The organism is Vogesella urethralis, assembly GCF_007644045.2.
Taxonomy (GTDB): domain Bacteria; phylum Pseudomonadota; class Gammaproteobacteria; order Burkholderiales; family Chromobacteriaceae; genus Vogesella; species Vogesella urethralis.
Genome location: NZ_VMDW02000004.1, coordinates 30,918 through 57,512, shown reverse-complemented (window position 1 = coordinate 57,512; position 26,595 = coordinate 30,918). Strand labels below are relative to the sequence as shown.

The 26,595-nt window shown below is 62.0% G+C and carries 21 protein-coding genes; 14 read left to right on the top strand and 7 right to left on the bottom strand.

What is annotated here, in order from left to right; all coding sequences use genetic code 11:
- The 4 genes from FLQ03_RS00255 to FLQ03_RS00240 form a co-directional block, all read left to right on the top strand.
- The coding region (locus FLQ03_RS00255) for a type I restriction endonuclease subunit R, EcoR124 family (RefSeq protein ID WP_420855642.1) at positions 1-499 on the top strand (499 nt) is incomplete at its 5' end.
- 501 nt (positions 500-1,000) lie between these two features.
- On the top strand, positions 1,001-1,408 hold the full coding sequence (locus FLQ03_RS00250) for a plasmid mobilization protein (protein WP_144373630.1): 408 nt from the start codon (positions 1,001-1,003) through the stop codon (positions 1,406-1,408).
- Positions 1,405-2,796: a relaxase/mobilization nuclease domain-containing protein gene (locus FLQ03_RS00245; RefSeq protein ID WP_144373629.1), complete on the top strand. Its 1,392-nt coding sequence runs from the start codon at positions 1,405-1,407 to the stop codon at positions 2,794-2,796. The genes FLQ03_RS00250 and FLQ03_RS00245 overlap by 4 nt, the downstream gene beginning before the upstream one ends.
- A gap of 118 nt (positions 2,797-2,914) precedes the next feature.
- The gene (locus FLQ03_RS00240; protein WP_206210805.1) at positions 2,915-4,030 is read left to right on the top strand and encodes a hypothetical protein; all 1,116 of its coding nucleotides are present in this window, start codon (positions 2,915-2,917) and stop codon (positions 4,028-4,030) included.
- Positions 4,031-4,507: 477 nt separating this feature from the next.
- Here the strand turns inward: FLQ03_RS00240 and FLQ03_RS00235 are convergent, their stop codons facing one another.
- Positions 4,508-5,371, bottom strand: a complete 864-nt coding sequence (locus FLQ03_RS00235; protein ID WP_144373628.1) for an MBL fold metallo-hydrolase — start codon at positions 5,369-5,371, stop codon at positions 4,508-4,510.
- Between the two features lie 196 nt (positions 5,372-5,567).
- Between FLQ03_RS00235 and FLQ03_RS00230 the strand changes: the two genes are divergently transcribed.
- From FLQ03_RS00230 to FLQ03_RS00210, 5 genes are all read left to right on the top strand, one after another.
- Positions 5,568-6,356, top strand: a complete 789-nt coding sequence (locus FLQ03_RS00230) for a sulfite exporter TauE/SafE family protein (protein WP_144373627.1) — start codon at positions 5,568-5,570, stop codon at positions 6,354-6,356.
- A 110-nt stretch (positions 6,357-6,466) separates the two neighbouring features.
- Positions 6,467-7,138 (top strand): OmpA family protein, encoded by a 672-nt coding sequence (locus FLQ03_RS19220; protein ID WP_206210804.1) that lies wholly within the window; start codon positions 6,467-6,469, stop codon positions 7,136-7,138.
- A 17-nt stretch (positions 7,139-7,155) separates the two neighbouring features.
- Positions 7,156-8,646: a caspase family protein gene (locus tag FLQ03_RS00220; protein WP_144373626.1), complete on the top strand. Its 1,491-nt coding sequence runs from the start codon at positions 7,156-7,158 to the stop codon at positions 8,644-8,646.
- 11 nt (positions 8,647-8,657) lie between these two features.
- A complete protein-coding gene (locus tag FLQ03_RS00215; RefSeq protein WP_144373625.1) occupies positions 8,658-9,116 on the top strand; it encodes a hypothetical protein in 459 nt (152 codons plus the stop codon).
- Positions 9,116-12,004, top strand: coding sequence for a CHAT domain-containing protein (locus FLQ03_RS00210; RefSeq protein WP_144373624.1), 2,889 nt, complete (start codon positions 9,116-9,118; stop codon positions 12,002-12,004). Before FLQ03_RS00215 ends, FLQ03_RS00210 begins: the two co-directional genes overlap by 1 nt.
- 63 nt (positions 12,005-12,067) lie before the next feature.
- On the opposite strand, the gene FLQ03_RS19040 is transcribed toward FLQ03_RS00210, so the two are convergent.
- Entirely contained in the window at positions 12,068-14,695 is a 2,628-nt protein-coding gene (locus FLQ03_RS19040; protein ID WP_170252265.1) for a response regulator, read from the bottom strand.
- A 17-nt stretch (positions 14,696-14,712) separates the two neighbouring features.
- Complete coding sequence (locus FLQ03_RS00200) at positions 14,713-15,216, bottom strand: putative pterin-binding protein (RefSeq protein ID WP_144373623.1); 504 nt, start codon at positions 15,214-15,216, stop codon at positions 14,713-14,715.
- A 274-nt stretch (positions 15,217-15,490) separates the two neighbouring features.
- Between FLQ03_RS00200 and FLQ03_RS00195 the strand changes: the two genes are divergently transcribed.
- Positions 15,491-16,471, top strand: coding sequence for an HD domain-containing phosphohydrolase (locus tag FLQ03_RS00195; protein ID WP_144373622.1), 981 nt, complete (start codon positions 15,491-15,493; stop codon positions 16,469-16,471).
- 21 nt (positions 16,472-16,492) lie between these two features.
- On the opposite strand, the gene FLQ03_RS00190 is transcribed toward FLQ03_RS00195, so the two are convergent.
- Positions 16,493-16,864, bottom strand: a complete 372-nt coding sequence (locus FLQ03_RS00190; protein WP_144373621.1) for a hypothetical protein — start codon at positions 16,862-16,864, stop codon at positions 16,493-16,495.
- A 179-nt stretch (positions 16,865-17,043) separates the two neighbouring features.
- On the opposite strand from FLQ03_RS00190, the gene FLQ03_RS00185 reads away from it, so the two are divergent.
- The gene (locus tag FLQ03_RS00185; RefSeq protein ID WP_144373620.1) at positions 17,044-17,886 is read left to right on the top strand and encodes a flagellin N-terminal helical domain-containing protein; all 843 of its coding nucleotides are present in this window, start codon (positions 17,044-17,046) and stop codon (positions 17,884-17,886) included.
- Positions 17,887-17,932: 46 nt separating this feature from the next.
- On the opposite strand, the gene FLQ03_RS00180 is transcribed toward FLQ03_RS00185, so the two are convergent.
- Together FLQ03_RS00180 and FLQ03_RS00175 are read right to left on the bottom strand one after the other, a co-directional pair.
- Entirely contained in the window at positions 17,933-19,105 is a 1,173-nt protein-coding gene (locus tag FLQ03_RS00180; protein WP_144373619.1) for a GGDEF domain-containing protein, read from the bottom strand.
- Between the two features lie 79 nt (positions 19,106-19,184).
- Positions 19,185-19,838 (bottom strand): GntR family transcriptional regulator, encoded by a 654-nt coding sequence (locus FLQ03_RS00175; protein ID WP_144373618.1) that lies wholly within the window; start codon positions 19,836-19,838, stop codon positions 19,185-19,187.
- A gap of 259 nt (positions 19,839-20,097) precedes the next feature.
- Here FLQ03_RS00175 and FLQ03_RS00170 point away from each other — a divergent pair, with 259 nt between their 5' ends.
- The 3 genes from FLQ03_RS00170 to FLQ03_RS00160 all read left to right on the top strand — a co-directional run bounded on the left by FLQ03_RS00170 (position 20,098) and on the right by FLQ03_RS00160 (position 24,857).
- Positions 20,098-21,435 carry a glutamine synthetase family protein gene (locus FLQ03_RS00170; protein ID WP_144373617.1) on the top strand — a complete coding sequence of 446 codons (1,338 nt, stop codon included), beginning with the start codon at positions 20,098-20,100 and terminating at the stop codon, positions 21,433-21,435.
- A 77-nt stretch (positions 21,436-21,512) separates the two neighbouring features.
- Positions 21,513-22,880: an aspartate aminotransferase family protein gene (locus tag FLQ03_RS00165; RefSeq protein ID WP_144373616.1), complete on the top strand. Its 1,368-nt coding sequence runs from the start codon at positions 21,513-21,515 to the stop codon at positions 22,878-22,880.
- A 72-nt stretch (positions 22,881-22,952) separates the two neighbouring features.
- The gene (locus FLQ03_RS00160; protein ID WP_144373615.1) at positions 22,953-24,857 is read left to right on the top strand and encodes a TFIIB-type zinc ribbon-containing protein; all 1,905 of its coding nucleotides are present in this window, start codon (positions 22,953-22,955) and stop codon (positions 24,855-24,857) included.
- A gap of 69 nt (positions 24,858-24,926) precedes the next feature.
- Here the strand turns inward: FLQ03_RS00160 and recN are convergent, their stop codons facing one another.
- Positions 24,927-26,588, bottom strand: a complete 1,662-nt coding sequence (gene recN / locus FLQ03_RS00155; RefSeq protein WP_144373614.1) for a DNA repair protein RecN — start codon at positions 26,586-26,588, stop codon at positions 24,927-24,929.
- Positions 26,589-26,595: the final 7 nt, after the last annotated feature.

Sequence of the window (26,595 nt, the reverse complement as noted above, 5' to 3'; positions counted from 1 at the left end):
GGATGACGTGGTCTTTGAGGTGGACCTGCTCAAGTCGCAAGAGATCAATCTGGACTACATCCTCGAACTGATCTTTGAACACAACAAGAAGCTCAAGAGCAAGTCGGAACTGGTGGATGAAGTGCGTCGGGTGATCCGGGCAAGTCTTGGCAACCGGGCCAAAGAGAGCCTGCTGGTGGACTTCATCAACCAGACCGACTTGGATCAGATTGGCGATAAGGCCAGCGTGATCGATACCTTCTTTACCTTTGCACAGGCGGAGCAGCAGCGTGAGGCTGCTGAGCTGATTAGCGATGAGGGACTGAACGCAGAGGCCGCCAAGCGCTATATCACCAACTCACTGAAGCGCGAGTTCGCCAGCGAAAACGGCACCGAGCTCAATGCCGTACTGCCCAAAATGAGTCCATTGAAACCTGAGTTCAAAACCAAGAAGCAGACGGTCTTTCAGAAGATCGCGGCCTTTGTTGAGAAGTTCAAGGGTGTAGGCGGACAGATTTGACACACAGATGGGACGTTCGTGCGTATGTGTTTTTTCGGACCTCAGCATTTTTCTGGGGTTTTTTATTTTTAGAATTTGGGAAGTGCAGCCTCCCGCTCCAGCGGACTCCTGTAATGACCCAGCCCATTTTGCTCGCCAAACATTTTTAATAAAACCACCCGGACGGCTTGGACAGCCCGGACGCCTTCCGCCGTCTGAAGAGGGGTTCGGGTCTTCAGCCGAGTTCCTTGGTTAGTCCCGTCTGATTTTCTAGCGGTTAGATTTTTGGGCTGGGGTTCACCCGTCTTTTCCTTCCACCGTATCAAACCCCTTTATTTTTTGAACATGTGGCTTTCGACTTGATTTTCATTTTTGTTTTTGTAAAACAGTCACATAGACGAAAGGCAAGCAAGGTTAACCCATTGCCCGTATGAAGCTCGGCAATGGTTACTTTGGGGCGTTGCCCCAATCCCCTCTGTGTTTGACCCGTCTCCCATAACAACAATAACCATGGAGATGAAGATGGAAACCCGTATCAAATTCAAAGCCGGTCAGTCTGGTGAAGATGGCAACAGCTATCTGCGTAGCAAGCGCATTGAGATCAGAACCAGCCCGCAAGAGTATGCTCAGCTGGAGCAACGTGCCCAGCAGATGGGCTATCACAATCTGGCGCAGTATCTGAGAGAGGCCGGTTTAAGCCGTGAGTATCTGGTTTCACACACCACCCGTCAGAAGCAAAAATCCGAATGGTTGTTTGCCATCAACCGCATTGGCAACAACCTTAACCAGATTGCCCGTCAGGTGAATGCAGGTCATGAACCCGATGATGAAATCTTGCTGGTGCTTGCCCAGATTCAGGAAATGGTGAATCAGGTGTTGAAGCAGGCAATCAAGCCTGACGAACCGAATGATGAATGGGAGGGCGTATGATCGTCCGCCTGTTCCACTCCGGCATTTCCAATGGCGAATCCCCCGTGAGATATCTGTTGGGCGACAAGGATCATCAGGGGCAGCCTCGTGCGGTAAAACCAGAAGTGCTTGCCGGTGATCCGCAGACCACCATCGACATCATCAACAGCATTAACCGTAAATATAAATACACCTCGGGTTGTTTAAGTTTCCGCAACAGTGAACACCCCACCCGCGAGCAGATGCTGGCAGTGATTGCTGATTTCAAAGCCACGTTCTGTCCTGGGCTGGATGGCGATCATTTCAACAGCTTGTTCGTTTTGCATCAGGACAAGGGCAACACCGAGATCCACTTTGTGATCCCCGCTCAGGAACTCCGCAGTGGTCGCCGTCTGAATATTCACCCACCCGGTCAACGCAATCTGGCGTTCTTTGAAGCCTATACCCGTGTCACCAACCACAAGCTTGGGTATGCCCAGGTGGTAGCCGACCCGCTCAAAATGGCCTTCACCGATTTTGAAAGAAAAACCCCGTTCGGCAGGAAGGAACAATCGGATAAACGCTGGGTGCACAGGCATCTGGTGAATGCCGTTGCCAACGGGGAGGTTCAGACCCGTGATGACTTGTGTCGTTATCTGGATGAGGAACTTGGCATCACGATTACCCGACAGGGTGAGGATTACTTATCGGTGAAATTCCCCGGTGGCAATAAAGCCAAACGCTTGCGCGGGGCGTTATATGGTAAGGATGCCGATTATCGCTATCTGCTGGAACAATCCAAGCAAGCCAAACAGCCGAAATTTCTCACTCAGCAGGAGTTTGAAACTGAACAGGCTCGCCTGAACCAGTTCATTCAGGAGCGAGAGCAGCTTAATGTACAAACCTACCTTGCACCCCGAACCTTACGCAGACTGGCAAAGCCAAGTCGACCCGTTAGCACCCGCAACCCCGTGGCCAACACAACACCAACAACAAGGAGCCCAAGCATGAAAACCACGATCCGTTTACCAGTTATCAGAAGCATGATTCTGGAGGCATTGAAAATCGCCCGAGAGAAAATCAGGGAAGAACATCACCAACAGCCTGCCCACCCAGTCCAGGTCATCCAGGCAAAAGACAGAAAAAAATCCATACAGGCCATCAGCCAACTTCGTGATAAAGCCTTCGGGGGAGTTGCTCCCGAGATCACCACCGGCTTTGCCGAACTCACCATTGCCATCACTGAAGTGGAAACCAGCTTGAGCGAAGCTATCGGTCAACTCAGTCATGCCAAACCCGAGCAGGCGGAAAAGCTCAGACAGCGCATCTTCCAGCTTCAGCAGCAATTGGTGAAGCTCAAAGCCCAGAAAATGAAACTACCTGTGCAGGGTGAAGAACAGGTGGCGAAGGGAATCAAGTTCAAGAAGTAGCGAGTGGATACCGCTGGGGAGGGAGGCTGGGATTGAAACGAATTCCCTTGGCGGCTCTCCCAACCACCCAAGGATCAAGTGCCCAGAACAAGACCTTCTTGAGTTGGACGGCTATGCCGTGGAGCGCGTAAGATTTGAGCAAAATATTAGCACATCATGGGTAGGAGGCATTGTGAAGTTAAAGAGAGAAGCCAAGACACTAAAAGCTAAAGCTATCGCATCGCTGAAACGCGGACTAGAAGCGTTTAATAACCACGACGATGATGGAAGGCCGGAGACTGTCTTGCTCATGCTCCAGCATGCCTGTGAAATGCTGACCAAAGCATTACTGTTACAGAAAGGGCAGAACATCTTCGATAAAGAAAAAGGCACCTCCATCGGTCTCGAGAAGGCATTGAAAGTTGCCTGCTCAAAAGGTTGGATGAACGCCGCGCAAGCAGGTTCAATTCGCGTAATTGATGCCATGCGCGACCAAGCCCAGCATTGGATGATTGTGGTTCCCGAGGACACGCTCTACATAAATGCAAGGGCATTGATCACCACCTTGGACGAGATCTTGACTGAACATTTCGATGACGCACTTGCCGACAATCTTCCGGTGAGGGTTCTACCTCTATCTACCCAGCCTCTCCCTGATTTTTTAATGCTAGTGAATCGAGAATACGCTCAGATTCGGGACTTGCTTGCACCAGGGCGCAGAGCGAGAGACGAGGCCAGAGGGCGCATCACGGCACTACTAGCAATGGAAGCCCATGTCAGTGAAGAAGTGGCTGTTTCCAATAGAGATTTGGACAGAATTGAAGAGGCTATCAAGTCGGACACGCCGGTGGAGCAAGTGTTTCCTCGGTTGTTAACTCTGGCGACAAATATTGAAGGAGAAGGGCCGACGATTCGTGTCCGAATCACTAGAGATGCCGATGCTCCTGCGATTCGCTATGTGTCAGGGGACGATCCTGCGGGAGCGGCTGCCATCCGTGAAGTGGATCTTCAGAAAAAATATCATTGGAGTCCAAGAGCCTTGGCTGAAAAGCTGGAGCTGAACGTTAACAAAGCCAAGGCCGTACGCGACCTCCTGCGAATAGATGAAGACCCAGCCAACGTCATGGTGTTTGAGTTTGGGTCGCAGAAGCATCCCAGATACTCTGATAACGCGTACCGCGTTCTTCGGGACGCCATTACCCCTGAGCTGGTTGAACAAGCATGGCGTGAGCATAAGGAACGTCGACGAAGATAGTGTGTTAATTGGATGGGTGTCGTGGTAGCAAGAATGGGTTTGGCACTATGTTGAGGCAGTTGCTGGGGGGCAAGAAAACCTGATCACCAGGTACAGCTCCGGCTAGATGTCTTATGTGTACAGGGTATAATGATCCTACCGATAAACTACATCAGGTGGTTCACTTTGGGGTGTCACGACCTCTTCCATTTATGAAGAAATCGGCAAATAAATCAAATGGTTACAGCAGGTTGGTGCTGAGTCGGGCAGATCTCACCGCTTCCGCCAGAATTCAACCCCCGCAAACATCAAGCCAGTATTGGGAAATCAAGCACTGGCAAGGGTTTGCGGGGGTTTTTCAATGGTGGCTCAGAAACAGCCAATCTGTTTTGCACGCTTTGTTTTGCCCCAAATATGCCCCAAGCCGGCCCGCGTAGTTGCCGCCGTTTATCGGTCGACACACTGTGCCGTCGCGGTTGCCGGCGTTTCCGCACGGGTTTATAGCGTGTTCAGCGGAATCTTCAGGTAGCGCACGCCATTGTCTTCGGCGGCGGGCAGTTGGCCGCCGCGCATGTTCACCTGTACCGATGGCAACATCAGCGCCGGCATGGCCAGGGTGGCGTCGCGGGCGCGCCGCAGGCTGACGAAGGCCTGTTCGCTGATGCCGTCACGCACGTGCACATTGTGCTGCCGTTGCTCGCCCACGGTGGTCTGCCACGCGTAGTGATCCCGGCCGGGGGCCTTGTAGTCGTGGCACAGGAACAGCCGGGTGTCGTCTGGCAGGGCGAACAGTTTCTGGATCGAGCGGTACAGCGTGGCGGCGTCGCCGCCGGGGAAGTCGCAACGCGCCGTGCCATAGTCGGGCATGAACAAGGTATCGCCGACGAACACGGCGTCGCCGATGCGGTAGCTGATGCAGGCCGGGGTGTGGCCGGGGGTATGCAGGGCTTCTGCGCTCAGGGTACCTAACTGGAAGCGTTCGCCATCGTGGAACAGGTGGTCGAACTGGCTGCCGTCGGTGGCAAAGCCGCTGCCTGCGTTGAACAGCTGGCCGAAGGTTTCCTGCACCCGGGTGATGCCGGCGCCGATAGCGAGCCGCCCGCCCAGTTGCTGCTGCAAGTAGGGCGCGGCCGACAGGTGATCGGCATGGACATGGGTTTCCAGCAGCCACTCGGTCTGCAGCTGCTGTTGGCGCACGTAGGCCAGCATCTTGTCGGCATGCTGGTGCTGCGTACGGCCGGAGGCCGGGTCGTAGTCCAGTACCGGGTCGATGATGGCGCATTGCCGGCTGAGCGGGTCGCTGACGACATAGCTGCAGGTGAAGGTGGTCGGGTCAAAGAAGGGCTCGACATGCACGGTCATGCTGGCTCCAATCGTTGTGTCGCAATCGAATATGTATATAATAAACTTAAATATTAGAATTTTATATATTGTTCGGAGGCGCGATGCACATCCGTGTGATTTTACCGGCCGGTCTGTTGCAGGCATGGAAGAGCATGCCCGTACCAGGTCGGGGCGCAGGCCCGCAGGCGTCGGGTCTGCCGGCAAGGGGCTGCTGATGCTGGCCGCCTTGCTGGGTGCCGTCATCGGTACGGTACTGGCCCTGACCGGCGCGGGTGGCGGCATTCTTGCGGTGCCGATGCTGGTAATGGCGTTGCATTTGCCGATGCAGCAGGCGGCGCCGACGGCGCTGCTGGTGGTGGGGCTGGTTTCGGCAGTGGGTGCTTTGCTGGGCTTGCGTCAGGGCATCGTACGCTATCGCGCGGCGTTACTGATTGGCTGTGCCGGCACGCTAATGGCGCCGCTGGGTAGCCATGTTGCCGGGCTGCTGTCGCAAGCCTGGCTATTGGGCGGCTTTGCGGTACTGATGCTGATGCTGGCGTGGCGGCAATGGCGAAGCGATCCGCAGGCCGTTACCCGGGCCGATTTGCCCTGTGTCACCCAGCCGTGGTGCGGACGCCTGCAGTGGACGTCGGCCTGTGCGCGGGCGCTGGCGCTGACCGGCGCCGTTTCCGGCTTTTTCAGCGGTCTGGTCGGGGTAGGCGGCGGTTTTGTCATCGTGCCGTCGCTGGCGCGCTACAGCAACCTGCCTTGGGACAATATCCAGGCCACTTCACTGGCGGTGATTGCGCTAGTCTCGGCCAGCGCCACCGCCCACGCGGTGTGGAACGGGCAGATTGCGTGGGCGGTGGCGCTGCCGTTTGCCGGCGGGGCGCTGGCCAGCTATCTGCTGCTGCGCCGTCCGGCGCAGCGTCTGCCGCGTGCGTTGCTGCGCCGCCTGTTTGCCGTGCTGGTACTGCTGGTGGCGGTAATCATGCTGCTGAAACTGGGGCATGTGCTGGCCTGAGTGCGCGCTGTGGCACGCCGGGCAGTGAAAACGAGCCGCCTGCAAGGCGACACGGCAATGTCGGTGCTGTCTCTGCTACCATGCGGGTATTCGATAAGGTTCCCGCAAACATGAAAAAAACCGTCTGTCTGTTGCTGGCCATGCTGCTGCCCTCGCTGGCGTACGCCCAGGCCGAACCCGACGCCGAGGCGCTGATCCGGTTGCTGAAACCCGGCACGACCCGCGGCCTGCGTAACCTCACGGTGCAAGCCGTGCCGCCGGCCGCCCCCGCTGTGCCGGTGGCACCGCCTGCTGCTGTGCCTGAACCCACGCCACCTGCGACAGTTACGCCGCCAGCGGTGCAGGTAGCGCCGGTGTCGCCACCTGTTATCGCGCAGCCGGCACCGTCTGCGCCAGCCGTCTCGCCTTCGCCAGCCCCCGCTACCGAAGTTGCCGCCGACGCGCCGAGCGTCTCGCTGGCCATCCAGTTCGAATACAACTCCGCCCGCGTCAGCGCCGCCAGCCGCCAAACACTGCAGCAGCTGGCACAGGCGCTGCTGTCGCCGGAGTTGGCCGCGTACCGTTTCCGTATCGAAGGCCACACCGACGCCAAGGGGCAGGCTGGTTACAACCGCAAGCTGTCGCAAGCCCGCGCCGACGAAGTGCGTCAGCTGCTGGTTGCCCAGGGCGTGGCCGCCGCGCGGCTGAGCAGTATCGGCATGGGGGCCAGCCAGCTGGCGCTGCCGTCGCAGCCGTTTGCGGCAGAAAACCGCCGGGTACGCATTGTTAATCTGGCACCGTGACAGACAGGAGTAGGCGCATGAAGCATCGTATCATCACGCTGGCAGGCTCGCTGTTGGTAGCGGCGCTGCCGCTGTCGGCGCTGGGGCAGGATGCTGCGGCCAGCCGGCACGCATTGATCATCGGCATCGGGCAGTACAGCAATGCCGCCATCACTTCGCTGGCCGGCGTACAGCACGACATGGACAGCGCACGGCGCATGGCGCAAAGCATGGGCATTCCGCCGCAGAACATGCACTTTGTGCGCGATGCGGCGGCCACAGTGGACGAAATGACCGCCCAGATCAAGGCGCTAGACCAGCGGCTGCAGCCGGGTGATCGCGTCTTCGTGTACTACTCCGGTCATGGCACCCGCTGGCACGAGCCGGACGCGCCGGACGGCGTGTGCACCGAAGGCCTGGTGGCCACCGATGGCCAGGTGCTGAGCAACAAGATGATCAGCCAGCTGCTGGCGCCGGTCGCTGCCAAAGCCGACAAGATGATGGTGTTTTACGACGCCTGCTTTTCTGGCGGCGTGGCGGGCAAACCGTTCCTCACCCGTTCGCTGAAGCTGGGTGCGGCCAACCTCACGCCCAAGGTGGTGAGCAAAGGCAGCGCCGACGCCTGCTTCCAGCCCAGTAACTTCCGCACCCGCTCGCTGAGCACCGCCCTGCAACAGCAGGGCAGCGTGCCGCAAAACGTGGTGCATATTGCGGCCAGCCGGCCGGATGAAGTGTCGTTCGACAATAGCAAGGAAGGCGGGCTGGCCACCACCGCCTGGCGCGACTGTCTGCTGGGTGAAGCACAGGACCTGGATGGCAGCGGTGCCATCACCGTCGACGAGATCACCCGCTGCGCCCAAACCCGGCTGGACAGTAACCTGGCCAACGTGTCGGGTGTGCTGGGCCAGCACATGACGCTGGGGGGTAACCAGCAGTTTGTGCCCGCCTGGATCAAGGCGGCGTTTACCGCCCCGGCCACGCCGACGCCGGAGGCGGCCAAGCCCCTTGCGCCGGCAGCCCTGCTGGGCGAGGTCCACGCCCAGCGCGATGGCCGGCGCCAATTGACGGTGGTGCCGGACAAGAACGCGCTCAGCATCGGCAAGGATGCCTTACAGCTGCACATCACACCGGACCGCGATGGCTATCTTTACCTGGCGATGGCCGGGTCGGACGGCGAAAGCTTGTACCTGCTATACCCGAACCAGCTGGATGGCGACAACCGCGTGCAAGCGGGCAAGACGATCGATTTGCCCCGTGCCAGCTGGCGCATTACCGCCGGCGGCCCGGCCGGCGACAACACTTTGCTGGTGCTGCTTAGCGATACCCCGCGCGATACGGCCGCGCTGAAAGGCGATAGCGCCGGCCCGTTCATGCATACCTTGCTGGATGGCGAAGGGCGTTCGCTGCTGCAGCAAACGCTTGGCCGTGGCAAGTGCGTGCCAGACCAGACGCGGCGCAATCTGCAAGTTGGCCGCGGTTGCAGCGATAGTTTTGCTGCGGCCTTGCTGACTATCCGCGAACAACCCTGAGGCCCGATACCATGAAAACCCGCCTGTTTGTGGCCGGCTTGCTGCTGATGGCCGGCCTTGCTACTGCCCAGGAGTTGGCCGCGCCGGCACCGGAGGCGCGCCAGCTCACTTTTTTCGACTCGCGCCTGTTTGACGGCCAGCTGTACAACGAGCTGTCACGCAAGCCCGAGCGGCTGGAAATCGTGGTGCCGGGCACCATGACCCTGACCCAGTTCTCGCCACGGCTTGACCGCTGGATGAGCATCATCGGCGAAAGCGGCACCCTGGCCCTGCAGGAAACGCCCGAACCGCCGCGCCTGAGCCAGCGCAGCCTGTTTGCCTTGCTGCCGATGGTTTACAACATGGTCAGCGAGGCGCGCGAAGCGCTGATGAATGCCCAGGCGCGCCAGTACGATGCCACCGTCTACTACCACAAAGATAACCAGGGCAATGCGGTGATCGACCGCATCCTGCTCAAGCGCAAATCCTGATGTCCCACCCCATCCCTCGCTATCGCCGGCGGCCGTGGTTGCTGGCGCTGCTGTTGGCCGCGCTTGCCCATGGTGCTGTGGCCCAGACCAAACCGCCCAACCAGGGCGGCACGCTGACGGCGATTGGTGCGGCATTCAACCGCGCTTTGCTGGAAGAAGATTTCGACCGGGCAGAAAGCCTGGCCCGCGAGCGCTTGCGCCTCAGTCTGGAGACCGGCCGCAACCGCGCCATCGGCAACGCCTACCGTAATCTGGGCTCCGTTCTGACCAAGCAGGGCAAGCTGGTAGAGGCAGAGCTGGCCACCCGCCAGGCCTTGCCGATGGTGGAAAAAGCCCATGGCCGCATTTCGCGCCCGGTGGTGCACGCGCAGCAGAACCTGATCAGCCTGCTGGTAAGGCAAAACCGGTACGGCGAAGCCATGCGCCTGATCGACGACGCTTTGGTGCGCATGCAGCAATTGGGCCCCGACCGCGTGGGCATGCTGGATCTGTGGAACGTGCAGGCCAAGGTGCTGCGCCAGCTGGGGCAGCCGGCGCAGGCGCTGGCCATTCTGGACAAAGCGGCGGCTTATCCGGTGGTTGCCGCGCCGATCGACCCGGATGACAACCGCTCCGGCGAAGCCTGGGTAGCGCGAGCGCGGCGGGAAACCCAGTACCAGCGTGGTTTGTGCCTGCGCGGCCTGGGCCGGCTGGACGAGTCGCGCCAGGCCCTGTCGGCCACGCTGGCGGCCAACCTTGCTGCCCAGCCGCTGCGCCCCGGCGATATCATCAGTACCCAGACCGCGCTGGCCGACGTATGGCAGCGCCAGGGCAAGCCGGAACAGGCCTTGCCGCTGCTGCAAGCGGCCTACCAGCTGGGCAATCGCCACTTTGGTGCGGCCAACCCGATCACCGCCGATGCCGCCACCAATCTGGCGCGCGGCCTGTTGCTGGCCGGGCAGGCCCGCGCCGCCGAGCCGCTGTTGCAGCAGGCCTTGCCGCAGCACGAACGGCTGGGCAGCCTGGCGTCCTATATCGATACCGCCGATCTGCTACTGCAGCTGCAGCAACAGGGCGGCCGTCAGCAGCAAGCCTTGACGCAGGCCTACAAGGGGCTGGACGCCATCGACAAACTGTTCGTGCAAACGCGCGGGCTGGACGATGGACTGCGGGAAGGCTTCATCCAGCGTTACGGGCCGTTCTATATCCGTACGCTGAACCTGTTGGCCGCGCTGCACGCCAGCCAGCCGCAGCAGGGGTACGATCGCCAGATGCTAGCCGTGGTGTCGCGCACGCAAAGCCGTCTGTTCAGCGAGCTGATGCGCCAGGCCGATGCCGGCCGGCTGTCGGCCGAACCCGGCTACCAGGCCTTGTTGCAGCGCCAGGCCCAGGCACAGGGGCGCTTGCAGGCCTTGCGCCTGCAGCTGGCCAATACTGGCGGGCTGGACGAAGTGGACGCCGACGATGACGAAGCGGCGACAGCCCCGCCCGACACCACCGCGGCGCCGCCCAGCCGGGTGCAGGCCTTGCAGGCACTGTTGGCGGTACAGACCGAGCTCGACAGCGTGCAGCAGCAGCTGTGGGCCAGTTACCCCCGCATCATGGACCTGGCGCAGCCGCGGGCGGTGACTGTCGACGAATTGCAGCAGCGGGTACTGCGTGACAACGAGGCCTTGCTCAGCTACGCCTTGCTGCCGGATCGCACGCTAGCCTTTGTGGTTGGCCGCGACCGCTTCCAGCTGTTCAATCTGCCGCTGGGGCGTGACGCTGTCGGCAAGCTGGTCGGCGCCATCCGGCAGCCGGAAGAGGCGGGCGGTGATAGCCTGGCGGCGCTACGGCAACTGGACCCGGCGCTGTTGCACCAGGCCTACCGCCAACTGATACAGCCGCTGGAAAGCGCGCTGCCTGCCGGCGGTCGCGTTCTGGTGGTGGGCGATGGTGCCTTGCATACCTTGCCGCTGGAGATGCTGGTTACCCGCTGGGACGACGCCGACCGTCAGGCATTTGCCGTTGCCCGGACGCAAGGGCCGTTACTGGGCGAGTTTGGCACCTTGCCGTACCTGCAGGCCCGCTACCATTTTGCCTATCTGCCCAGCCTGTCGACGCTGGTATCCAAGCGGCTTTACCAGCCGGCACCGCCGGCGTACACCACCAGCCTGGTGACGTTTGCCGACCCGCAGTTCGAGCTGACGCAACCGGCGGGTGGCAGCTGGCTGGACACGGTGTTGTCACGCAGCTATCGCAAGGCCAAGCAAAACATCGAGATTCCGCGCCTGCCGGAAACCGCACAAGAGGCCCGCAGCATTGCCGCCTTGCTGGGCGGCCGCAGCCGGGTTTATCTGGCGCAGGACGCGCAGGAGTACACGCTGAAGCAGCTGGACCTGTCGCACACCCGCTATCTGCACTTTGCTACCCATGGTTTGTTGGGTGGGGAATTTGCAGCAGTGAAAACCGCGCTCGACGGCGCCGAAGCGGCGGCCGTGCAGCGGCCCCAGCCGGCATTGCTGTTGTCGCTTAGTGGCGAGTTGCGCGGCGAGGACGGCCTGCTGACCATGGGCGAGGTGGCCGAACACCTGCGGCTGTCTGCCCAGCTGGTGGTGCTGTCCGCCTGCAATACCGCCGGCGAGCAGCAGGCGGCCGGCAGTGGCGAGGGCTTTGCCGGCCTGGCGCGCGCGTTCATGTACGCCGGCGCCCACGGCTTGCTGGTGAGCCACTGGGCGGTAGAAAGCCAGGCCACGCAGGAACTGATGGTGTCAACCTTTGCCCAGTTGCAGCAGGGGCAGGAGAGTGCGCGCGCCATCGAAGCGGCGCGTGATGCATTGCGAGCCAGCCAGTGGCAGCAGCAAGGCGTGGCGATGAGCCGGGCGCACCCGTTTTTCTGGGCACCGTTCGTGTACGTCGGGGACTAAATCGGCGCGGAGGCCGGATGCTGCCCACGGGGCGCTTTGCCGTGATGGCGTGGCCGGCCCGGTTTACGCTTGGTCGAGTTGGGCCTGCAGCGTGGCCAGCAGGGTCGTACAACTGGCCGCCAGCGCCGGCAGGGCTTGCCGTGCATCCTCCAGGCGGCCTTCGCGGGCCGCCGTTTCCAGCATGCGGCAGTGCGAGGCCAGTTGCGGCGCGGCAATCGACAGGCTGGTGCCTTTCAGCGTATGCGCCGCCATGATGATGCCGTCTTGGTCAAGCTGGCTGATGGCGTCCTGCAGTGCGGCCAACTGTCGCGGGGCGTCATCGCAGAATGCCGCCAGCAGAATGGGCAGGAAGGCCTCGTCGCCGTCGCAGTTGTCCAGTGCTTTCTGACGGTTGAACACCGGGCTGTCGTCTTCTTCCACCGCAGGTAATACGCTCGCGACGTGCTGGTGCGACATGTCGCTGATGCCCAGCACCCGCGAGATTTCGGCAAAGGTGCGGCTGGCATCGATTGGTTTGCTGATGTAGCCATCCAGGCCTGCCGCCAGATAACGCTCACGGTCACCGCTCATGGCGTTGGCGGTCATGGCGATGATGGGAACGTGTGGCCACTTGCCTTCCTGTTGCATGGCACGGATGCGGCCGCTGGCTTCCAGCCCGTCCATGACCGGCATTTGCATGTCCATCAGGATCAGGTCGAAGCTGGAAGAGGCCAGCGCGTCCAGTGCTTCCTGGCCGTTGCCGACCACCGTTACGTGGTAGCCACGCCGCTCCAGCACGGTGACGGCCAGCTTCTGGTTCACCGGATTGTCTTCCGCCAGCAGCACCGACAGGCTTTGCCCCAGCTCGCGCACGGTGTGACGGGTCACCAGCGAGGGTTGTTCGGCCAGCTGGCCATCCTGGCCCAGCAGCAGGCGAAGCGTGGTCAGCAATTCGTCCTGGCTCACCGGCTTGGTCAGGTAGCCGCGTATGCCCAGCGCCTGGCAACGCTTGGCGTCGCCGCGTTCACCGGAGGACGTCAGCATGATGACGGTGGCGCTGCGCTGTTCCTGCTGGATTTGCTGTGCGACGTCAAAGCCGGACATGCCCGGCATGTGACCGTCCAGCAGGATCAGCGGATAACTATGTTGTTGCAGGCGGGACAAGGCCTCGAAGCCGTCTGCGGCCAACGTGGGTTTCATCTGCCAGTTGCGCAGCAGCGAGGCCAGCCAGCTGCGATTGGTGGGGTTGTCGTCCACCACCAGCACCGGCATGCCGGCCAGCTCGGTGGGCTGCGGGCGCGCCGGCTGGTCGTCGGACAGGGTGACCGGCACGGTAAAACAGAACTCGGCGCCTTTGTCCGGTTCGCTATTGACGGTGATCTCGCCACCCAGCAAGCGCACCAACCGCTGGGTGATGGACAGGCCAAGGCCGGTGCCACCGTAACGGCGGGTGGTGCTGTTGTCGGCCTGGGCGAACGCATCGAAGATCAGCTGCTGCTTTTCTGCCGGAATGCCGATGCCGGTGTCGCGTACCGAACAGGACAGCTCGAAGCGGCCATCCGGCCGCTGGTTACCCTGTACGTTGAGCACGATTTCGCCGCGATGGGTGAATTTCACCGCGTTGCCCAACAGGTTGTTCAGAATCTGGCGCAGGCGTGACGGGTCGGAGACGATGCGGTCGGGCAGGGACGGAGCGATCTGGCACACCAGCTCCACGTGCTGCTTGCCGGCACGCAAGGCAAACGGGTACACGGTTTGCGCCACCAGGCTGCGTAGCGAAAACGGCACCGCCTCGAGCGCCATCTTGCCGGCTTCGATCTTGGAGAAATCCAGGATGTCGTTGATGATGATCAGCAGCGAATCGGCAGACGATTTGACCAGCTCCAGGTACTCGCGCTGCTCGTGGTTCAACTCGGTGTCCAGCGTCAGCTCGGTCATGCCGATGATGCCGTTCATCGGGGTGCGGATTTCGTGGCTCATATTGGCCAGGAAGGCGCTCTTGGCCTCGTTGGCCGCCTCGGCCTGGGCCAGCGCCTGGTCTAGCTCGCGGCTGAGCGTTTCGGCCTCTTCGCGCCGGCGCTCGCTATTGGACAGGTTGCGGTAAGCGACCGCGGCAATAAAACTGGTCAGCAGCATCAGGATGGCGGCAGTGGCCGCCACCGTGGTGTTGATGGTTTGCAGGCTGCGGTTGCTTTCGTTTGCCTGCTCGGTCAGCCGGCTGTTGGCGCCAATGGTGAGCTCGCGAACGTTCTCCACCACGCCTTCCAGGTCACTGGCCAGCTGCGCAGCACTGCGCTGATCGAAATAGCCGCCTTCAGCTTCCAGCTTCTTGTCGGTACGGCTAATCAGTTGCCGTAATGGGGTCATCTGCCGGCTGTACCAGCGGCTGTCCTTGAACAGCAGCGTAAACCGGTATTCGGCCAGCAGGTTGATACGCGACACCAGAATGTCGTAACGCAGCTGCAGCTCATCCAGGTCGCGGATTTTGCCGGTGGTGACGGCCACTTTGGCCGCCCCCAGTGCCCGGTAATAGTCGATACCCAGCTGCGAATACACCCAAACCACGTTGTCTTCGCCTTGCTCGGCAAAGTGCTGCATCTCGGTTTGCTGCTTCTGGTACAGCAAACCCACCACCAGCAGGGCGGCGGCCATCAGTAAGGCCAGCAGCGTCAGCTGGTTGCGGATGCGGTGGTTGGCGGGGTGTCGGCTCACGTGGGTTCCGGTCTGTGTTATTCAACGCGGATGCGGTTTACCTGCCATACGCAGCGGGAGTAAATCTCCTTGGTGCGCAGTTCGGGCTTCTTGTCGAACGGGTAGATGATGAACAGCGGGCCCTTGTCGCGCACGTTAAGTACCTTGCCGTTGATCTTGCGTGCCAGCACCACATCGTATTTTTCCAGGTCGGACAGCGGAATTTCGGCCGCATAGTCATTCAGCGCCACGACGTACAGTTTTTTGCCCTTGATGCCGACTTGCTTGATCACATCGCGGAACAGCGGGCCTTCGAATGTCTGGGCTTCCTTGTACCAGGGCGTTTCCACTGTCAGTTTCTGCTGCGGCAGCTTGTCCAGCATGGCGGCGTCAAACTGGGCGTCATTGCCGGCATTCTTGTTGGCGATTTGTCCGGAAACGGTCAGGATCGGGCGCCCGGTGGCGGCGTCCAGTGCCAGTGCAGGGCTGGCCGCGCCCAGTATCAGGGTTGCAGCGACGATATGGCGGACAAGTTTCAGCATGCTCATACTCCTTTGGTTTCAAATCATCACTTCATTATGAACTGAAATATTCGGTAGCAAGGTGTGCTGACGGTGATAAAGACGGAATCTGCTGCCGGCAGGGTGCTACTGTTGACAGAATGGCATATAAGCTTCTTTTGTCATCATTTTCTTGCACAGTATAGTCAGACGGAAAACGCCGGATGAGCAGTGGCTGGATTGACATGCGAGCGCATCGGTATATCTTGGCAAGTATGGTGATTTCGATAATTTTGGCTGCGGTGAAGCTATGAAAATGAGTGTTTTGATTGTCGATGACAATCCGACCAACCTGATGGTGCTGCGGCATCTGGTTGGCCGCATGGATAACTGCGAGCCGTTGACAATGAATAGCGCTGAGGATGCGCTGCTCTGGTGCCAGCACAACACGCCGGACCTGATCCTGACCGATTACATGATGCCGGGCATGGACGGCCTGAGTATGGTCAAAGCGCTGCGCGAGCTGCCGCACATCCAGGATATTCCGGTGATCATGGTCACGACCAGCGACATGAAAGAAGTGCGGCAGAATGCGCTGGAAGGCGGCGCCACCGACTTTCTGGCCAAGCCGGTAGACCCGGCAGAAACCCGTGCCCGCATCCAGAACCTGTTGAAACTGCGCCGCGCGCAGCGTCAGCTGCGCGAGGTGGCAGCCCAGGACTTGGTAATCCGGCTGTCTCACATCGCCGAATCGCGCGACCCGGAAACCGGCAAGCACATCGAACGCATGGCGTTCTATGCGCAGATCATTGCCACCAAGCTCGGCCTGGGCCCGGAAATCGAGGAGCGCATTTTCCTGGCGGCGCCGATGCACGACATTGGCAAGGTTGCCATCCCCGACCACATCCTGCTCAAACCGGGCAAGCTGACGCCGGAAGAGTTCGACATCATGAAAACCCACGCTGCCCGTGGCGCCGATTTTCTGCAAGGCAGCGAGCTACCCTTGCTGCAAATGGCGCACGATATTGCGCTGGGGCACCACGAAAAGTACGACGGCAGTGGTTATCCGGCGGGCCTGGCGGGCGATGCCATTCCGATGGCGGCGCGCATTGTAGCGGTGGCCGACGTGTTTGATGCGCTGACGTCGTCGCGGCCGTACAAGCCGGCGTGGGAAATCGATCGGGCGCTGGATTTCATGCGCGCCCAGCGCGGCATGCACTTTGACCCGCAGGTGCTGGACGCCTTCCTGGACAGTCTGGAGCAGGTGCTGGACATCCAGCGCCGGTTGCGCGACTAGCCTGCGTGACCCGGCGCCGGGTCAGCGGCTGGCTAGCCGCAGCTGACATTGCTGCAAAGCGCTGCGAGTCAGTAGCAGCAGCAAACGCTGCTGGCGCTGGTGCTGACTGCGCTGCCAGTACCACCATTCCGGATGCCGATTGCCACTCAGGTCTTGCCACGCCGTTTCGTAACATTGCAACAGGTCGAGGGCGTCATAACCCAGTGCGGCATGATCGGCCATCATTCTCAGCAGCAAGCGCCGGTAGAGACCGCTCTGGCTGGCATCTTCGCGCAAATACAGGCCGACAAGTCGCAGCGGCTGCTGCACCATGGCGCTCAGCCAGATGCGGTGGGTGTGCCAGGCATGTTCCAGCGCCGGGCGGGTGCCGTGGTTCAGCGGAGGCGAATCCATAACCAGCTCCTTATTGTGCACTGCACAATGCCTTTATAGCGCCGATTGGCTGTCGCAAGCAAGCAGGCACTGTGGCTATCTGCATGATGTACAAAGAAAAATGCCGGCTTTCTCTGTTGTTCTATTGAATGGGATGGCGATTGGGCTAAACTGAATTGTCAGTTTCGGGAGTAGGCATCATGGCCCTGACCATCAACAGCAACCTGAATGCGCTGAACAACCAAGCGCAGCTTAGACAGACCGACCAAGCCAAACGCCAGGTGTTGGCGCAGCTGGCCTCCGGCAAAGCCGTCAACAGCGCCGCAGACAATGCTGCGGGGCTGGCAGTGGCGGAATCGTTACGCAGCCAGGTCAGCGGTGACAACCAGGCAATCCGCAACGCGGTGGATGGGGTGTCGCTGACCCAGACCGCAGACGGGGCGCTGTCGCAGCTTACCCAGAACAGCCAGCGTATCGAGGAGCTGGCGGTGCAGGCAGGCAACGGCACGTTGAGTGCCAGCGACCGCGAGGCGCTGCAGAAAGAAGTGGATCAGCTGACGCAGGCCAATTCGCAGATCATCCAGAGTACCAACTACAACGGCACTGCCTTGTTCAACGGCGGCAGCAATACCACCTTCCAGGTGGGGGCCAATGGCAGTAGCGAGGCCCAGGTCAGCGTTACCGCGCCCAACCTGACGTCGGGCAGTACCGCGCTGAATGGCTACAACGCCAACGCCAATGCAACCGGTACCATCGACCTGTCCAATCCGTCGGCCGCTTTGTCGCAGATTCAGGCCGACCTGAAGCAACTGGGCAATAGCCGTGCCGACCTGGGCGCCGCCAGCAACCGCTTCGGCACCGCCATCGATAATCTGACCACGTCGTCGATCAATGCCGAGGCGTCGCGTAGCCGCATCCAGGACGCCGATTACGCCGCCGCTTCGGCCGAGCTGGCCCGCCAGCAGATCCTGAGCAACAGCAGTGTCGCGGTGCAGGCGCAAGCCAACCTGACGCCGCAATATGCGGCCAGCCTGTTGCGTTAGCCGGCATTATTTCTTTGGCCCCTGCCGTACAGTTACGGCAGGGGTGTCAGTTTGCCGTATTGAGTGGCATGTCCTGACCGGCGGCGCAAACCCGGTTGCGCCCTTGCTCCTTGGCCTGATACAGCGCCATATCGGCTTCCATCATCAATTGCCGCAGGTCGCAGTCGCCGCTGGTGCCGTGGCTGACGCCGATGCTGCATGTTTGCTGCAAACGCTGGCCGTCACTGCTCTGGATGGGCTGGCTTGCCAGGGCCAGGCGCAGGTTCTCTGCAATCAGCGTGGCGTGGTTGGCCGCATGGCCACTGAGCAACACCACAAACTCTTCACCACCACTACGTGCGTACAAGGCATCGAACGGGGCCAGCTGATTACGCAGCAGGCGGCCAAGATGGGCCAGTACGTCATCGCCAGCCAGGTGGCCGTACACATCGTTGACGCGTTTGAAGTGATCCAGATCCATGACCAACAGCGCCAGTGGTATGTCAGGGTTGGCGGCAAGCTGCGCTCTGGCGCGGTCATGAAACGCGCGCCGGTTATACAGCCCGGTCAGCGGGTCACGCATGGCCAGCTGGTAGAGCCGGATTTCCAGCGATTCGAAGCAGACGAAAATGAAAGCCAGAATCTTGGCAAACTCCAGCATGATCAGCCCGAAATTGGCCATCGCAAAGTGTGGCGAGCTGGCCAGCGCGCCCTGGCTGTCATGCATGGCCAGCGTGATGCGTGCCACCTGACCCAGCAGCAGCAGCAGGATGAGACTGCACAGCAGCCGGTAGCCCAGGCGCTGACGATGGGCACTATTGGCGAACACCTGCAGCGTGAGCAGGTTGAACAGGATGTAGGTAGTGCTGTACAAGGCGGCGCGCAGCTCGAAGTAAGCCGGCGCGGAAGAGATGGCCAGCAGCACGCCGCTGGCGAGGGCTACCAACCCGCCCAGCAGGCGCCACGGTACCTGGCGTTGCTCCAGTGCCAGTGCGCCACTCCAGGTCAGGCCTAGCGCGACAAAAAGAATGATATTGGCGACGTCAACCGACAGCCAGGCTGGCAGTACCGGGCGCAGGGCGATCAGCAACATGCTGACACTGGCCAGGATGCCGCCCGCACCCCAATGACGTAGCGCCCGCTCTTGCGGATAGCGCAGACCCATCAGCAGCACGGCCAGTGTCAGCAATGAAAACGTGGTGAGTTGAACGACGTACAGCGTGCCAAGATGCAGGGACATGTGCTATCTGCTTTAAGCCGGATTTGGCAATGATAAGCTAACGCTATGCAATCGTCGATGACACGCTGCCCGACAACCGCTAGCTAGCGCGACATAGCTGCCTCAGGTAACTACCTGCTGTGCGCAGGTCTTGCTCGATGGCGGCACGTACCCCGTCGGCATCGCCGGCTTGCAATGCCTGCAGCAGGGCGGTGTGAGCATCATTCATGGTTTTCCAGACGGCCAGGTCCTGGTGCAACTGGTTGGAAATGGGGCCGACGTATAGCCACACCGTTTCGATCAGCGACAACAGCACCGGCGAGCCACTGGCCTGGTACAGCTGCAAGTGGAACTGTTCGTTGGCATCCAGATAGGCTTTGACGTCATCGGCGACGATGGCGGCGTCCATGGCCTGGCACAAGGCCGCCAAACCGGCGCGGCCACCGGCGTCCAGGTGGCGGGCACCCAGCCAGGCCGCCTGGCCTTCCAGCAGGATACGGTTGAGCAGGATGTCGTCAAACTGGCTGATGGTCAGTTGTGGCACCGCCACGCCGCAGTTGGGAATGTTCACCAGCGCCTTTTCGGCGGCCAACCTTTGCAGCGCCGCCCGAACCGGCATCTGGCTGACGCCCATTTCGTCGGCCAGGTGCTTGATCTTCAGCCGTTCGCCGGGCAGCCAGCGGCCCAGCATCAGCCAGTGGCGCAGGGTGTCGTAGGTTTCATCTTGCAGGGTAGAGGCGGTAGCGGTCTTCATCGTACAAAGGCAGGTATGGGGCGCCCGCCAGCATAGCAGAAACACAACATGCTGCGCGCCATGCATTTGATCAAATGTTGACATTAATATTTGATCAAATTTACAGTGCGCCTTATCCGGCCTGCGTCATGGCGAGTGTTGTCCGGGATGGGGGGCTGCCTGTCAGCTTGGCCACCCGCCCATGCAGCGGCGAATCACCCGGCAGTGCCGTGTTGCCGCTACGCTCCACCTGCAGGCGCCGAATACGAGGAGAACCACCATGAACGACCGATTGGCTGCATTTATCCGCCAGCACCAGATCCACGAAATCGAATGCGTGATTCCGGACATGACCGGCGTGGCGCGCGGCAAGATCGTGCCCAAAAACCTGTTTCTGGCCGAAGACAGCATGAAGATGTCCAAGGCGGTGCTCACCATCACCGTCAACGGCGAATTTGCCGAGTTCGAGCGCTTTGCCGGCGCCAACGACCCGGACATGGTGTGCCGGCCGGACCCGGCCACCATCCGCCTGGTGCCGTGGGCCATCGAGCCGGTGGCGGTGGTGATTCACGATTGCGAGGATTTCGACGGCAAGCCGGTAGGCATCTCGCCGCGGGCCGTGCTGCGCAAGGTGCTGAAGCTGTACGAGGACAAGGGCTGGCGCCCGGTAGTGGCGCCAGAGATGGAGTTCTACCTGATCCGCCAGAACAACAACCCGCACGAGCCACTGCGCCCGCCGTCAGGCCGGGCAGGGCGCTCCGAGGTGGGGCGGCAGTCGTTTTCCATCGATGCGGTCAACGACTTCGACCCCTTCTTCCAGGAGCTGTCCGCCTTCTGCCAGGCGGCCGAGCTCAACGTGGAAACGCTGATCCATGAAGTAGGCGCCGCGCAGATGGAGATCAACTTCACCCACGGCGACGCCATGTCGCTGGCCGATCAGGTGTTCCTGTTCAAGCGCGCGGTGCGTGAAACCGCTTACCGTCACAACATTTTCGCCACTTTCATGGCCAAGCCGATGGAAGGCGAGCCGGGCAGCGCCATGCACATTCACCAGAGCATCGTGAGTACCCGCACCGGCGACAACATCTTCTCGCTGCCGGACGGCGGCCCCAGCCCGCTGTTCTTCCACCACATCGGCGGCATGCAGCGCTACCTGCCGCAGGCCATGCCGATGTTTGCCCCGTACGTTAACAGCTACCGCCGCCTCAGCCGCCACACTGCCGCGCCGATCAATGTGCGCTGGGGCTACGACAACCGCACCTGCGGCATCCGTATTCCGCCGTCCGGCCCGGCGGCGCGCCGGCTGGAAAACCGCGTGCCCGGCGTGGACGTTAACCCTTACCTGGCGATGGCAGCCACGCTGGCCTGTGGCTACCTCGGCATGGTCAACGCCATCGAGCCGTCGGCGCCAATGGACGACAGCGCCTACGACATGGACTACGAGTTGCCGCGCAGCCTGGAAGACGCGGTCGAGCTGATGCAGGCCTGCCCTGAGCTGGCCGACATTCTGGGCGAGGAGTTCGTGCAGGCCTTCTGTGCGGTAAAAGAGAAGGAGTTTGAAACTTTCAACCGCGCCATCACCGCCTGGGAGCGCGAGCACCTGCAGCTGCACGTTTGACACTTTACGATATCGATAAAAGAGCCCGCGCTGCCTGCCAGGGTTGGCCGCAGCCGTGCCATACAAAGGAGCACACCATGACCACCGCACGCCACGGCATAGACTGGGACAAGGCCCAGGCCCTGATGGCCGCCGAACGCGACACCTTCATCAGCCGCATGCCGCGCTCGCGCGCGCTGTCGGCCGATGCGGCCAACCATCTGCTGTTCGGGGTGCCGCTGCACTGGATGAACGACTGGTCGACGCCGTTTTCGCTGTATGTGGACCAAGCGCGCGGCGCTCGTTTCCGCGACGTGGACGGCCACGAGTACGTGGATTTCTGCCTGGGCGATACCGGCGCCATGTTCGGCCACAGCCCGCAGCCGGTGGCCGACGCAATCGCCCGCCAGGCGCAGCGCGGCTACACCGCCATGTTGCCCAGCGCCGACGGCGTATGGGTGGCAGAAGAGTTGGCGCGGCGCTTCGGCATGCCGTACTGGCAGTTTGCGTTGTCGGCGTCCGACGCCAACCGCTTTGCCATTCGCTGGGCGCGCGCCATCACCGGGCGCAGCAAAGTGCTGATCTTTAACGGCTGTTACCACGGCACGGTGGACGACGTGTTCGTCGATCTGGTGGATGGCCAGCCGCAAACCCGTGACAGCCTGCTGGGGCAGGTGTACGACATTACCCGGCATACGCGCAGTATCGAATTCAACGATCTGGCAGCGCTGGAAGCCGCGCTGCAGGACGGGCAGGTGGCCTGCCTGCTGGCCGAGCCGGCGATGACCAATATCGGCATGGTGCTGCCCGAGCCCGGTTTCTGGCAGCAGGCGCAGGCACTGTGCCGCCAATACGGTACGCTGCTGCTGATCGATGAAACCCACACCATCAGCAGCGGGCCCGGTGGCTATACCGCCGCCCACGGCCTGCAGCCGGACTTGTTCGTGGTGGGCAAGCCGGTGGCGGGCGGTGTGCCGTGCGCCGTGTACGGCTTTACCGAAGAGGTGGCACGCCGCGCCGAAGATGCCAAGCGCCACGCACCGCCGGGGCATAGCGGCATTGGCACCACACTCACGGCCAACCTGCTGGCCATGGCCGCCATGCGCGCCAACCTGGCCGAGGTGATGACCGACGCCGCTTATCAGCACATGTTCGGCCTGGCCGAAAGGTTGGCCGCCGGCCTGCGCGAGGTCATTGCCCGCCACCGCCTGCCGTGGTGCGTGACGCAGGTGGGGGCGCGTACCGAGTTCCAGTTCACGTCAGTGCCGCCGCGTAACGGCAGTGAGGCCGACCGCATCCTGGACGGCGAGCTGGAGCATATCGTGCACCTGTTCCTGTTGAATCGCGGCCTGCTGATTACGCCCTTCCACAACATGATCCTGGTCTGCCCGGATACCCGTGCCACGGATGTCGACAGGCTGGTACAAGCAGTGAGTGACTTTGCCGCTGCGGTAGCGCTGAGCTGACGATGCAGGCCGCATGTACGGGCTGGTGCGACATTCGTTACAATGCTGGCAAACAACCGCCATGCCTACGCCATGACTGACCAGCCCGACAAGCTTTCCGCCACCCCCGATAGCCGTTACGACCTGATTGTGCGCCTGCCAGAAGGGGTGGACCCCGCCACCTTGCGCCAGCCCCTGCTGCAGTCACTGGGTTTGAACCCGGTAAAGGCCGAACAGTTGCTGCAGCACCTTATCAATCACGGTGCCAGCCGTGTACGACGCGAGGTCAGCAAGGACGAGGCCGACATGGCCGCTGCTAGCTTTCAGGCTGCCGGCCTTGAAGTGGAAATCAAGGCTGTGTTGGCCCTGCTGGCCAAAGATGCCGTCGTTGCTGATAGCGAATGTCCGGGCTGCAAGCGCATGATGCGGCCCACGCCGCAGCGGCAGTGTCCGCACTGCGGCATTTTTCTGGACAAGATCGACCGCGACAAACTGCGCCAGAAACAGATACGCGACGAGGAGCTGCGCAAACTCAACGCTCGCCTGCAGCGCGAAGGCGAGCTGGCCAGTCAGCAGCAGCAAGAAGACAGTGAGCGCGCGTTGCGCAACCGCATCCGCGCCGAACTGGAGCGCGAGCTGGGCTTGCATCAGCCGTGGCGGGCCTTTTTTCGTGGTACCCGCGGCGCGGTTCGTGTCGGCGTGGTGGTGAGCATGCTGGGGCTGGCTTTCTGGGGCGGGCACCACCTGGGGTCGCTGCCGGGCAGTCTGAACCCTGCGCAGCAGGCGCTGCTGGCGCAGGGGACGCTGGGCGCAGTGATGGCTGGTGGCCTGCAAGGGCAGGCCATGGACCCGGAAGCCTTCGCCCAGTCGCCGGCCGGCGCTGCGCTGGCGGCTGGCAGTGCCGACTCCTTGCTACAGCCCGGCGCCACACCTGCCGGTGCCGAATGGCAGTCGGTAGCAGCCAGCTTGCAGAAGGAACGCAGCAGCCAAGGTGCCGGACTGGGAGAAAAACAACGGCTGACGCTCGCGCTGGTGGTGGCGCTGGCAGAAGCCGGCCAGGCGCAGCGGGCAAGCGAGTTGCTGCAACGGCTGCAGGCAACGCCTGGCTACCAGGCAGAGCTGGCGCTGCCGGACGAGATGCTGGCAGCCACTTGGCTGCTGGTGCAGCGGCCAGGCGGCCTGGGGAAGCCGGCACTGGACGAGCAAGCCGCGCTGCTGGCCAAGCTGCCGCCGGCGCAGGCAGTGCCGGTAGCAGCGCGCATGGCGGCCGTACTGGCCGGCAGTGCGGCCCTGCCGCCAGCGCAATGGCAAGCGTGGCTTGAAAGTGCCGGCAAGCTGTGGCAACAGCTGCCTGCCGGCGTGATGCGCGACTACGCTGGCAGCCAGTTGCAACGCTGGTATGGTCAGACACTGCTCAACGCCCTGCAGGTAAACGCAGCCAAGGGGCGCTGGCAGGCCGCGCGCGAGCAGGGGAGTGACTTGCAAAAGTGGGCGGCGGCCAACCCTGGCCTGGTAGCGAGCGCGCTGCGTTTGCAAGCGGCCACGGCGCTGGGTGATGCGGCCACGGCAGAGCCACTGCGCCAACAGCTGGCCAGCCAGGCCTTGCAGGCGGTGCGTAGTGGTGACCCTTCCTTGCAGTTGCAGCAACTGGCCGACCATGTTGGCGATATCGACATCACTACCTTGCTGCCGCAACTGGCGGCGCTGGTGCCGGCGCAAGCGGCCAACCTGCAGCCCTTGTTGTACAGTAGCCTGGCCTTGCTGGCGGCCGCGAGTGGTCAACCGGCATCGGCTGCCGAGTACCAGCAGCGGGTGGCTGCGGGCCTGACCGCCAGCGACGGGCGCGATGCGCAGATTCTGGCGCTGAGTGTCAGCTGCACCACCCGTCTGGCACGCTTCTACCAGCTAAGCCGGCAGCCGGCGCTGGCCGAGCAACAGTTGCGCAAGGCCGCCGCCGTGGTGGTGCCCTTGCTGCCGGCCGCGCAACCTGCCGCCTGATTGGCCATGATCTGAAAAGCACAAGGGCCTGTCGCTGGCGACAGGCCCTTGTCTATGGCGTTAGTGGCCTCAGGCGTTATTGGACAGCATCTCGCTGGCGTGCTGGCGCGTGGTGGCGGTGATGTCTTCGCCGCCTAGCATGCGGGCAATTTCCAGCACCCGGCCTTCGGCGTTCAGCGGCGCAATGCGGCTGACGGTGCGGCCATCGTTGCTGGACTTGCTGACCCGCCAATGCTGGTCGCCGCAGGACGCCACCTGCGGCAGGTGCGTCACGCACAGCACCTGGTAGCGTTCGCCCAGCTGTTTCAGCAGCTTGCCCACCACTTCGGCTACGCGCCCGCCAATGCCGACGTCCACTTCGTCAAAAATCAGCGTCGGCACGCTGGCCACCTGGCTGATCACCACCTGCATGGCCAGGCTGATGCGCGACAGCTCGCCGCCGGACGCCACTTTGGCCAGCGGGCGCAGCGTGCTGCCCTGGTTGGCCGCCACCAGGTACTCGATGGTTTCCAGACCGTGCGCCGTCGGCTCGCTGGCGGCAGACAGCTCGATGGCAAAGCGGGCGCCTTCCATCGCCAGGCGTTGCATTTCGGTGCTGATGCGTGCCGACAGCTCGCTGGCCGCCTGGCGGCGCTTGCCGGACAGGCTTTCCGCCTGCGCCCGGTAGCGGGCCAATGCGGCGGATTCGGCCACGGCCAGTGCGTCCTGATCGGTAGCGGCTTCCAGTGCGGCCAACTGTGCTTGCCAGTCTTGCAGCTTTTTCGGCAGGTCTTCCGGCTGGCAGCGGTATTTGCGCGCCATGCCCATCAGCGCATCGATACGGGCCTCTACCTCCACCAGTTGCTGCGGGTCGTCATCGAAACTGCTGCCGTAGTCGCGCAGGCTGTACACCACCTCGCGCAGCTCGGCGTCGACCGAATCCAGCAGTGCCAGCGACTCGGCCAGACGCGTATCAAAGCCGGACAGCTTGCCCAGCCGGTTTTGTACCTGTGACAGCAGCGACAGGCAGTTGCCGTCCATGTCGGACAGTACATCCACCGCCGCTTGTGCCGACTGTGCCAGCTCGGCCGCGTTGGCCAGCCGCGAATGCTGCTGGTTCAGTTGCGGCCATTCGTCTGCTTGCAGGTTGAGTTCGCTCAGTTCGCCGATCTGCCAGGTCAAGCGTTCGCGCTCCACCTCGGATTCGCGCAGGCGTTTCTCGGCATCCTCGCGCGCCTTACGCGCCTGTTGCCAGTCTTGCCAGGCAGCACGCACGTCCCGCGCCAGCTGGGTGGCGCCGGCGTAAGCGTCCAGCAGGCCGCGCTGGGTGTCGGGGCGCACCAGCGACTGGTGCGCGTGCTGGCCATGGATGTCGACCAGATATTCGCCCAGCGTTTTCAGCTGCGCCTGGGTGGCTTGCTGGCCGTTGATGAAACTGCGCGAGCGGCCGCTGCGGTCGATCAGGCGGCGGATCAGCAGCTCGCCGTCGTCGCCGGACAGCGCGTTGTCACTAAGCCAGGCCTTGAGGTCGGGTAGGCGCTGGATATCCAGGCTGGCGCTGATCTCGGCGCGGTCGGCGCCTTCGCGGATCTGCGCGATCTCGGCGCGGTCGCCCAGCAGCAGGCCCAGAGCGTCCAGAATGATGGATTTACCGGCGCCGGTTTCGCCGGTGAGCACGGTAAAGCCCGGGGAAAATTCCAGCTGTAGCTGGTCAACGATGACAAAGTCTTTGACGTGTAGCGTCAGCAGCATGGCTAGA

Bases quoted from the DNA above. Each gene is read 5' to 3' on its own strand.
- FLQ03_RS00250 (WP_144373630.1), top strand. From the start codon at position 1,001: ATGGAAACCCGTATCAAATTCAAAGCCGGTCAGTCTGGTGAAGATGGC.
- FLQ03_RS00245 (WP_144373629.1), top strand. From the start codon at position 1,405: ATGATCGTCCGCCTGTTCCACTCCGGCATTTCCAATGGCGAATCCCCC.
- FLQ03_RS00235 (WP_144373628.1), bottom strand. From the start codon at position 5,371: ATGACCGTGCATGTCGAGCCCTTCTTTGACCCGACCACCTTCACCTGC.
- FLQ03_RS00230 (WP_144373627.1), top strand. From the start codon at position 5,568: ATGCTGGCCGCCTTGCTGGGTGCCGTCATCGGTACGGTACTGGCCCTG.
- FLQ03_RS19220 (WP_206210804.1), top strand. From the start codon at position 6,467: ATGAAAAAAACCGTCTGTCTGTTGCTGGCCATGCTGCTGCCCTCGCTG.
- FLQ03_RS00220 (WP_144373626.1), top strand. From the start codon at position 7,156: ATGAAGCATCGTATCATCACGCTGGCAGGCTCGCTGTTGGTAGCGGCG.
- FLQ03_RS00215 (WP_144373625.1), top strand. From the start codon at position 8,658: ATGAAAACCCGCCTGTTTGTGGCCGGCTTGCTGCTGATGGCCGGCCTT.
- FLQ03_RS00210 (WP_144373624.1), top strand. From the start codon at position 9,116: ATGTCCCACCCCATCCCTCGCTATCGCCGGCGGCCGTGGTTGCTGGCG.
- FLQ03_RS00200 (WP_144373623.1), bottom strand. From the start codon at position 15,216: ATGCTGAAACTTGTCCGCCATATCGTCGCTGCAACCCTGATACTGGGC.
- FLQ03_RS00195 (WP_144373622.1), top strand. From the start codon at position 15,491: ATGAGTGTTTTGATTGTCGATGACAATCCGACCAACCTGATGGTGCTG.
- FLQ03_RS00190 (WP_144373621.1), bottom strand. From the start codon at position 16,864: ATGGATTCGCCTCCGCTGAACCACGGCACCCGCCCGGCGCTGGAACAT.
- FLQ03_RS00185 (WP_144373620.1), top strand. From the start codon at position 17,044: ATGGCCCTGACCATCAACAGCAACCTGAATGCGCTGAACAACCAAGCG.
- FLQ03_RS00180 (WP_144373619.1), bottom strand. From the start codon at position 19,105: ATGTCCCTGCATCTTGGCACGCTGTACGTCGTTCAACTCACCACGTTT.
- FLQ03_RS00175 (WP_144373618.1), bottom strand. From the start codon at position 19,838: ATGAAGACCGCTACCGCCTCTACCCTGCAAGATGAAACCTACGACACC.
- FLQ03_RS00170 (WP_144373617.1), top strand. From the start codon at position 20,098: ATGAACGACCGATTGGCTGCATTTATCCGCCAGCACCAGATCCACGAA.
- FLQ03_RS00165 (WP_144373616.1), top strand. From the start codon at position 21,513: ATGACCACCGCACGCCACGGCATAGACTGGGACAAGGCCCAGGCCCTG.
- FLQ03_RS00160 (WP_144373615.1), top strand. From the start codon at position 22,953: ATGACTGACCAGCCCGACAAGCTTTCCGCCACCCCCGATAGCCGTTAC.
- recN (WP_144373614.1), bottom strand. From the start codon at position 26,588: ATGCTGCTGACGCTACACGTCAAAGACTTTGTCATCGTTGACCAGCTA.